The sequence below is a fragment of the Streptomyces sp. NRRL B-1347 genome, assembly GCF_000720325.1.
Classification (GTDB): Bacteria; Actinomycetota; Actinomycetes; order Streptomycetales; family Streptomycetaceae; genus Streptomyces.
This window is the reverse complement of record NZ_JOJM01000127.1, coordinates 1-8476: the sequence shown is the minus strand read 5'-3', so window position 1 is coordinate 8476 and position 8476 is coordinate 1. Positions and strand designations below refer to the sequence as shown.

Annotated in this window: 7 protein-coding genes; all 7 read left to right on the top strand. The window is 70.9% G+C overall.

Translation table 11 applies throughout. The annotated features are described in order from the left end of the window. A partial coding sequence (locus tag IG74_RS0142965) for a response regulator (protein WP_234334651.1) occupies nucleotides 1–639 on the top strand: 639 nt, incomplete at its 5' end. Between the two features lie 225 nt (nucleotides 640–864). Beyond that, on the top strand, nucleotides 865–3651 hold the full coding sequence (locus IG74_RS0142960) for a DNA translocase FtsK (protein WP_030688921.1): 2787 nt from the start codon (nucleotides 865–867) through the stop codon (nucleotides 3649–3651). A gap of 293 nt (nucleotides 3652–3944) precedes the next feature. Then, complete coding sequence (locus IG74_RS0142955; protein WP_030688919.1) at nucleotides 3945–4841, top strand: helix-turn-helix domain-containing protein; 897 nt, start codon at nucleotides 3945–3947, stop codon at nucleotides 4839–4841. A gap of 94 nt (nucleotides 4842–4935) precedes the next feature. Further along, nucleotides 4936–6435, top strand: a complete 1500-nt coding sequence (gene rimO / locus IG74_RS0142950) for a 30S ribosomal protein S12 methylthiotransferase RimO (protein WP_030688917.1) — start codon at nucleotides 4936–4938, stop codon at nucleotides 6433–6435. Next, entirely contained in the window at nucleotides 6432–7160 is a 729-nt protein-coding gene (gene pgsA / locus IG74_RS0142945; RefSeq protein WP_030688915.1) for a CDP-diacylglycerol--glycerol-3-phosphate 3-phosphatidyltransferase, read from the top strand. Before rimO ends, pgsA begins: the two co-directional genes overlap by 4 nt. 83 nt (nucleotides 7161–7243) lie before the next feature. After that, a complete protein-coding gene (locus tag IG74_RS0142940) occupies nucleotides 7244–7810 on the top strand; it encodes a nicotinamide-nucleotide amidohydrolase family protein (protein WP_030688914.1) in 567 nt (188 codons plus the stop codon). A gap of 109 nt (nucleotides 7811–7919) precedes the next feature. Then, nucleotides 7920–8294, top strand: a complete 375-nt coding sequence (locus IG74_RS0142935) for a helix-turn-helix domain-containing protein (RefSeq protein WP_030688912.1) — start codon at nucleotides 7920–7922, stop codon at nucleotides 8292–8294. Nucleotides 8295–8476 lie beyond the last annotated feature (182 nt).

Genomic DNA, 8476 nt, shown 5'->3' with positions numbered 1-8476 from the left:
CACCAAGATCAAACCAGGAGCCCTCTCAACGCCGGGACACCGGCAACCGCCAACCTGCAGCCCGGCACACCCACCAGCCCCACAGACCTAACCAGTTACTTCGCGGTCATTCTCCTGGACGTCCAGATGCCAGGGATGGACGGCTTCGAGACCGCGGCGCACATCAAGCGGCGGGAGCGGACCCGGGACATCCCGATCATCTTCCTCACAGCGATCAACCACGGCCCGCACCACACCTTCCGGGGGTACGCGGCCGGCGCCGTGGACTACATCTCCAAGCCCTTCGACCCGTGGGTCCTGCGCGCGAAGGTCTCGGTGTTCGTCGAGCTGTACATGAAGAACTGCCAACTGCGCGAGCAGGCGGCCCTGCTGCGCCTCCAGCTGGAGGGCGGCGGCAAGGCGGCGGCCGAGGACACCAAGGAGCCCGCCGGTCTCCTGGCCGAACTGTCCGCGCGGCTCGCCGCTGTTGAGGAGCAGGCCGAGGCGCTGTCCAAACAGCTCGACGACGAGTCGGCCGACGCGGCCGCCGTCGCCACGGCAGCCCATCTCGAACGCAAACTCACCGGTTTGCGCAGGGCTCTTGACGCCCTGGAGCCGGGCACCGGCAGCGGAGCGCCGTCGGTGCCGTCGCAGAACTGACCGCGGCCCGGGCCGCCGCCCGCGCGCGGCCCCTCCGGTGCTGTCGCACCGATGGCGGAAGCAATCGTTCCGTACGATGCATCGATGGCTCCCGGCAGCTGCCGTGAGCCGTCGTCAGCCGCCCTGTGAAGCCTTGTCAGTTCGCCGCCCCCACAAGGGCGACACAAACGGGTGAAGCAGTAGGCACACGTGTCCACCGTCGCCTCCCCCGGTAATCTCACACCCATGGCCTCACGTCAGTCCGCAGCCAAGAAGACGCCCGCGAAGAAGGCGGCCGCGCCGACCAAGGCTCCGGCGAAGAAGGCCGCCGCCAAGAAGCCGCCGGCCAAGAAGGCCGCGGCGAAGAAGGCGCCCGCCAAGAAGGCCGCGGCGCCCAAGAAGCCCGCCCCGAAGCCGGCGCCGAGCCCCACCAACGGCCTCTACCGCGTGGTTCGCGCCATCTGGCTCGGCATCGCGCACGCCGTGGGCGCGATGTTCCGCGGCGTGGGCCGCGGCGCCAAAGGACTGGACCCCGCGCACCGCAAGGACGGACTCGCGCTGCTGCTCCTCGGCATCGCGCTGATCGTCGCGGCGGGCACCTGGTCCAATCTCCGCGGCCCCGTCGGCGACCTCGTCGAGATACTGGTCACCGGCGCCTTCGGACGGCTCGACCTGCTCGTGCCGCTCCTCGTCGCGGGCATGGCCATGCGCCTCATCCGGCACCCGGAGAAGGTCGACGCCAACGGCCGCATCGTGATCGGCCTGTCCGCGCTGGTCCTCGGCGTGCTCGGACAGGTGCACATCGCCTGCGGCTCACCCGCGCGCGGGGACGGCATGCAGGCCATAAGGGACGCGGGCGGGCTCGTCGGCTGGGGCGCGTCGACGCCCTTGACCAAGGCGATGGGCGAGGTCCTCGCCGTGCCGATGCTGGTCCTGCTGACGGTCTTCGGCCTCCTCGTCGTCACGGCGACCCCGGTCAACGCCATCCCGCAGCGCCTGCGCGCGCTCGGCGTACGCCTCGGCGTCATCGAGGCGCCCGCCAAGGCCGACGAGTACGGGGAGCACGGGGAGTACATCGAGTACACCGAGGACGACGAGCGGTACGACGACCAGTGGCGCGAGGCACTGCCTGCGCGCCCCCGCTCCCGGATCCGCAGGCGGCCCGCTGACGGCCCGCAGGAGGCCTCCCCGGACCAGGCCGAGGAAGAGGCCCTGTCCAAGCGCCGCAGGCCCCGCCGCGCCTCCGTGCAGCCCGATCCCGACCGCCCCATGGACGCGGTGGACGTGGCCGCCGCCGCGGCCGCCGCGCTCGACGGCGCCGTGCTGCACGGCATGCCGCCCTCGCCGCTGGTCGCGGACCTCACGCAGGGCGTCTCCGTGGAGCGCGCGCCGCAGGACCCGTCCGGGCCCGTGCCGCCCGCGCGCGGCGCGGACGTCGTGCCGGGCCGCAAGGCCGCGGCCGAGGAGCCCCCGCGCGCCGGCGTGCCCGACCTGACCAAGGCCGCGCCGGACGAGCCGCGCGACCTGCCCCCGCGCGCGGAGCAGCTCCAGCTCTCCGGGGACATCACGTACTCCCTGCCGTCGCTCGACCTCCTGGAGCGCGGCGGCCCCGGCAAGACCCGCAGCGCGGCCAACGACGCGGTCGTGGACTCGCTGACGAACGTCTTCACCGAGTTCAAGGTCGACGCCGCCGTCACCGGCTTCACGCGCGGCCCGACGGTCACGCGCTACGAGGTCGAGCTGGGCCCGGCCGTGAAGGTCGAGAAGATCACCGCCCTGGCGAAGAACATCGCCTACGCCGTCGCGTCCCCGGACGTGCGGATCATCTCGCCGATCCCGGGCAAGTCCGCGGTCGGCATCGAGATCCCGAACACCGACCGCGAGATGGTCAACGTAGGAGACGTGCTGCGCCTGGCCGACGCGGCCGAGGACGACCACCCCATGCTCGTCGCGCTTGGCAAGGACGTCGAGGGCGGCTACGTGATGGCCAACATGGCGAAGATGCCGCACATCCTGGTGGCCGGAGCCACCGGATCCGGCAAGTCGTCCTGCATCAACTGCCTGATCACGTCGATCATGATAAGAGCGACGCCCGAGGACGTGCGGATGGTCCTCGTCGACCCCAAGCGCGTGGAGCTCACCGCCTACGAGGGCATCCCGCACCTGATCACGCCGATCATCACCAACCCCAAGCGGGCCGCCGAGGCGCTCCAGTGGGTCGTGCGCGAGATGGACCTGCGCTACGACGACCTCGCGGCGTTCGGCTACCGCCACATCGACGACTTCAATCAGGCCGTGCGCGACGGCAAGCTCAAGACGCCCGAGGGCAGCGAACGGGAGCTCAAGCCGTACCCGTACCTGCTGGTGATCGTCGACGAGCTGGCCGACCTGATGATGGTCGCGCCGCGCGACGTCGAGGACTCGATCGTGCGCATCACCCAGCTCGCGCGCGCGGCCGGCATCCACCTGGTGCTCGCGACGCAGCGGCCGTCCGTGGACGTCGTGACCGGCCTGATCAAGGCGAACGTTCCCTCCCGGCTCGCGTTCGCCACCTCCTCGCTCGCCGACAGCCGCGTGATCCTCGACCAGCCCGGCGCCGAGAAGCTCATCGGCAAGGGCGACGGGCTCTTCCTGCCGATGGGTGCGAACAAGCCGGTCCGCATGCAGGGCGCCTTCGTCACCGAGGACGAGGTCGCGGCGGTCGTACAGCACTGCAAGGACCAGATGGCGCCGGTCTTCCGCGACGACGTCACGGTGGGCACCAAGCAGAAGAAGGAGATCGACGAGGACATCGGCGACGACCTCGACCTGCTGTGCCAGGCGGCCGAGCTGGTCGTCTCCACCCAGTTCGGGTCCACGTCGATGCTCCAGCGCAAGCTGCGCGTCGGCTTCGCCAAGGCCGGCCGCCTCATGGACCTCATGGAGTCGCGCAACATCGTGGGTCCGAGCGAGGGGTCGAAGGCTCGTGACGTTCTTGTGAAACCCGATGAGCTGGATGGAGTGCTCGCCGTGCTCCGCGGGGAGGCTCCCTAGAGGTCCGCGAGCACCTCGGAAGCACCGGGTCTGACCTCGTACGACGGCCGCGAGCGCCGCGTGCGGGGCCCGGCTCGCCCGTACGGGGGCCGAGCTCACCCGTACGGGAACGGCAGGCAACCGTTTCCCCTCGGCGTACGTCAAGTTGAGGGAAGCGCAAGACCGTGTCCCACCATCAGGATGTCCGGCCATTCTGATGGCGTACAAAGTCCGTCCGCCCGGTTGCCCCACCCTTTCTCAGCCCCCCTAGACTGAATGTCCGGCAGGTGGCTACACGCTCGAAAGGCGCACCCGTGTCCATCGGCAACTCTCCTGAAGACGACCGCCCTTCAGACGACCACCCCGCAGACGAGCGTCCCGTCGCGGACGGTCCCGCGGAAAGCCCTGCCCAGGAGCGCCCCGCGGAGGACCGTCCCCCGATCGGCCGCGTCCTCCAGCAGGCGCGCATCGCCGCGGGCCTGACCGTCGACGAGATCAGTACGACCACCCGGGTGCGCATCCCGATCGTGCACGCGATCGAGCAGGACGACTTCTCCCGCTGCGGTGGCGACGTGTACGCGCGCGGGCACATCCGTACGCTCGCCCGCGCCGTCCACATCGACCCCGCCCCGCTGCTCGCCCAGTACGACGAGGGCCGCGGCGGACGGCCCCCGGCGCCGACCCCGGCCGCGCCGCTGTTCGAGGCCGAGCGGATCCGCTCCGAGCCGCGGCGGCCGAACTGGACCGCGGCCATGGTCGCCGCGATCGTCGCCGTGATCGGCTTCGTCGCGTACACGGCGTTCAGCGGCGGGGACGACGAAGGAACGTCGCAGCAGGTCGCCGAGGGCACCACGCCCACCAGCAGCAAGCCCGCCGACAAGCCGAGCCCGTCCAAGCCCGCCGACCCCAAGCCGGACCCGTCGGACAGCGCCATCGCCGGTGTGCCCCGGGACAAGGTGACGGTCAAGGTCGACGCCTCCGACGGACGCAGCTGGATCTCCGCCAAGGACCACAACGGCCAGCTGCTCTTCGACGGCCTGCTCAAGCAGGGCGAGTCCAAGACCTTCCAGGACAAGAAGAAGATCGACCTGGTGCTCGGCGACGCCGGTGCCATCAGCCTCTTCGTGAACGGCAAGCAGGTCGAGAACGAGTTCGAGCCGGGCCAGGTCGAGCGCCTCACGTACACGAAGGGCGACCCGGAGGTCGGCTGACCAGCGGCGTCCCGAGGACCTTGCCGAGCGCCCGTCGCGAGCCCAGGAACCCTGGCGGCGGGCGCCGACGCATGGACGAAGTAGTCTTGAGACCATGCCCGAACGCCGCACTGTCGCCCTTGTCACGCTCGGCTGCGCCCGTAACGAGGTGGACTCGGAGGAGCTCGCAGGCCGCTTGGAGGCGGACGGCTGGGCTCTCGTCGAGGACGCCGAGGAAGCGGACGTCGCCGTCGTCAACACCTGTGGCTTCGTCGAAGCCGCCAAGAAGGACTCCGTCGACGCCCTGCTGGAAGCCAATGACCTGAAGGGTCACGGCCGCACCCAGGCCGTCGTGGCCGTCGGCTGCATGGCCGAGCGCTACGGCAAGGAGCTGGCCGACGCGCTGCCCGAAGCCGACGGCGTCCTCGGCTTCGACGACTACGCCGACATCTCCAACCGCCTGCAGGTCATCCTCAGCGGCGGCAGTGTCGAGGCGCACACCCCGCGTGATCGCCGCAAGCTCCTTCCGATCAGCCCGGCCGAGCGCCAGGAGGCCGGCACGGAGGTCGCCCTTCCCGGGCACGCCCCGGTCGACCTGCCGGACGGCGTCGCGCCCGCGTCCGGGCCGCGCGCGCCGCTGCGCCGCCGCCTCGGCGCGAGCCCCGTGGCCTCCGTGAAGCTGGCTTCCGGCTGCGACCGCAGATGCTCGTTCTGCGCCATCCCGTCCTTCCGCGGCTCGTTCATCTCGCGCCGCCCCTCGGACGTGCTCGGCGAGACGCGCTGGCTCGCCGAGCAGGGCGTGAAGGAGATCATGCTGGTCTCCGAGAACAACACCTCGTACGGCAAGGACCTCGGCGACATCCGCCTCCTGGAGACGCTGCTGCCCGAGCTGGCGGCCGTCGACGGCATCGAGCGGGTGCGGGTGAGCTACCTCCAGCCCGCCGAGATGCGCCCCGGCCTGATCGACGTCCTGACGTCGACGGAGAAGGTCGTGCCGTACTTCGACCTGTCCTTCCAGCACTCCGCGCCCGGCGTGCTGCGGGCCATGCGGCGCTTCGGGGACACCGACCGGTTCCTCGAGCTGCTCGACACGATCCGCGGCAAGGCGCCCCAGGCGGGCGTGCGCTCCAACTTCATCGTGGGCTTCCCCGGCGAGACCGAGGCCGACGTGGCGGAGCTCGAGCGCTTCCTCACCGGCGCCTGCCTGGACGCCATCGGCGTCTTCGGCTACTCGGACGAGGAGGGCACCGAGGCGGCGACGTACGAGCACAAGCTCGACCAGGACGTCGTCGACGAGCGGCTCGCGCGCGTCTCGCGCCTCGCCGAGGAGCTGACGTCGCAGCGCGCGGAGGAGCGCGTCGGCGAGCGCGTCGAGGTCCTCATCGAGGCCGTCGACGACGAGGAGGGCGCCATCGGGCGTGCGGCGCACCAGGCGCCCGAGACCGATGGCCAGATCCGTTTCGTGGACTCCGTCCCTGGGGACGGCCTGGAGATCGGCCGTATGGTCGTGGCAAAGGTCGTCGGCACGGAGGGCGTGGATCTGTTGGCTGAGCAGTGCGAGGTCCTGGAGGCCTCCGACCGACCCCATGGAGCCGGTGAAGGGACGGGCAGATGACCCAGGTCCCGGCATCCGCGGCGGGCGGCTCCGGCGCGCCCGGCGCGAAGCCGGTGCGCGGCGGGAAGCTCGGCGCCGCCGCGATCGACCAGGCCAGTCTGTGGAACGTCGCGAATCTGCTCACCATGATCCGGCTGCTGCTCGTGCCCGGATTCGTGATGCTGCTGCTCGCCGACGGCGGGTACGACCCGGCGTGGCGCTCCTTCGCCTGGGCCGCCTTCGCCATCGCCATGATCACGGACCTGTTCGACGGCCATCTGGCGCGTACGTACAACCTGGTCACGGACTTCGGCAAGATCGCCGACCCGATCGCGGACAAGGCGATCATGGGCGCCGCCCTGATCTGTCTGTCCTGGCTCGACGACCTGCCGTGGTGGGTGACCATCGTGATCCTCGGGCGCGAGCTGGGGATCACGCTGCTGCGGTTCTGGGTGATCCGCTACGGAGTCATTCCGGCCAGCCGCGGCGGCAAGATGAAGACGCTCGCGCAGGGCACGGCCGTCGGGATGTACGTCCTGGCGCTGACCGGGCCGCTGGCCACGCTGCGGTTCTGGGTGATGGCGGTCGCCGTCGTGCTGACCGTGGTGACCGGGCTCGACTACGTGAAGCAGGCCGTGGTGCTGCGGCGGCGGGGCATGGCCGAGGCCAAGGCTGAAGCCACGGCTTCGGCTTCGACTGAGGTCGCTGAGGTTTCTGAGGCAGGGGAGACGGGGGCGGCCAAGTGATGTCCCCGGGGTCTTCTGGTGGCGCGGCGGCCGTGGTGGCCACCGCGACGGGAGACGCTGCCGCCGCCGGGACGGCCGCGGAGGTGCTGCGGCTGCTCGTCGAGCGGGGTGAGACCCTGGCCGTCGCCGAGTCGCTGACCGGGGGCCTCGTGGCCGCCGAGGTGACGGCCGTACCGGGCGCCTCGCGGGCCTTCCGGGGGTCCGTGACCGCGTACGCGACGGAGCTCAAGCGGGAGGTCCTCGGGGTCGACGGCGACCTGCTCGCCGCCCGCGGGGCCGTGGACGCCGAGGTCGCCCTCCAGATGGCGGCCGGGGTGCGACGGCTGCTCGGAGCGGACTGGGGGATCGCGACCACGGGTGTCGCCGGGCCCGATCCGCAGGACGGACAGCCGGTGGGGACGGTGCACGTCGCGGTTTCCGCAGGTGCGGGTGCGGCGTCGGGTTCTGCCGAGGTCGTTCCCGGGGTCGCGGACGCCGGTTCCCCGCTTCGCTCTGAGGGGAAAGTAGCGACTCTGCGGTTGAACGGAAACCGTACGGAAATCCGTATGGAGAGCGTCCGCGGCGTGCTAAGCCTGCTCCTAGAGCAGCTCTCCGGCGAACGCGCCGGGAATGGGCGGGCACAGGATACGGAACAGAACGGGGGGACTTGATGTTTGCAGCCCTGAGTGAACACGACATCGCTCCCCGCACGGCCGCCGCGCAAGGCGGTACGGTGGGGCGTGAAGGATGCGGCTACGCGGTCCGAGGAGGGAGCCACCGATGATTCTGCTCCGTCGCCTGCTGGGTGACGTGCTGCGTCGGCAGCGCCAGCGCCAGGGCCGTACTCTGCGCGAAGTCTCCTCGTCCGCCCGAGTCTCACTCGGCTATCTCTCCGAGGTGGAGCGGGGGCAGAAGGAGGCTTCCTCCGAGCTGCTTTCCGCGATCTGCGACGCGCTTGACGTACGGATGTCCGAGCTCATGCGAGAAGTGAGCGACGAGCTCTCGCTCGCCGAGCTGGCCGAGTCGGCAGCGGCCACGGAACCGGTGCGGGCACCGGTCCGCCCGATGCTCAATTCCGTCTCGGTGACCGGCGTGCCACCGGAACGGGTCACGATCAAGGCACCCGCGGAAGCGGTCGACGTCGTCGCCGCGTGACCTGCGGGTGACCACACGTGATGAAGGCCCCGGCCGGGTGTTCCGGCCGGGGCCTTCGCTGTCCTTGTGACGGTACGCGGCGCGTAACTGGTTAGGTCTGTGGGGGCTGGTGGGCATGCTGGATCGCCGGGTGGCCCGGGGTTTCAGGAGGTGGTGGGTGTCCAGGGGCTGCCGCGCATGGT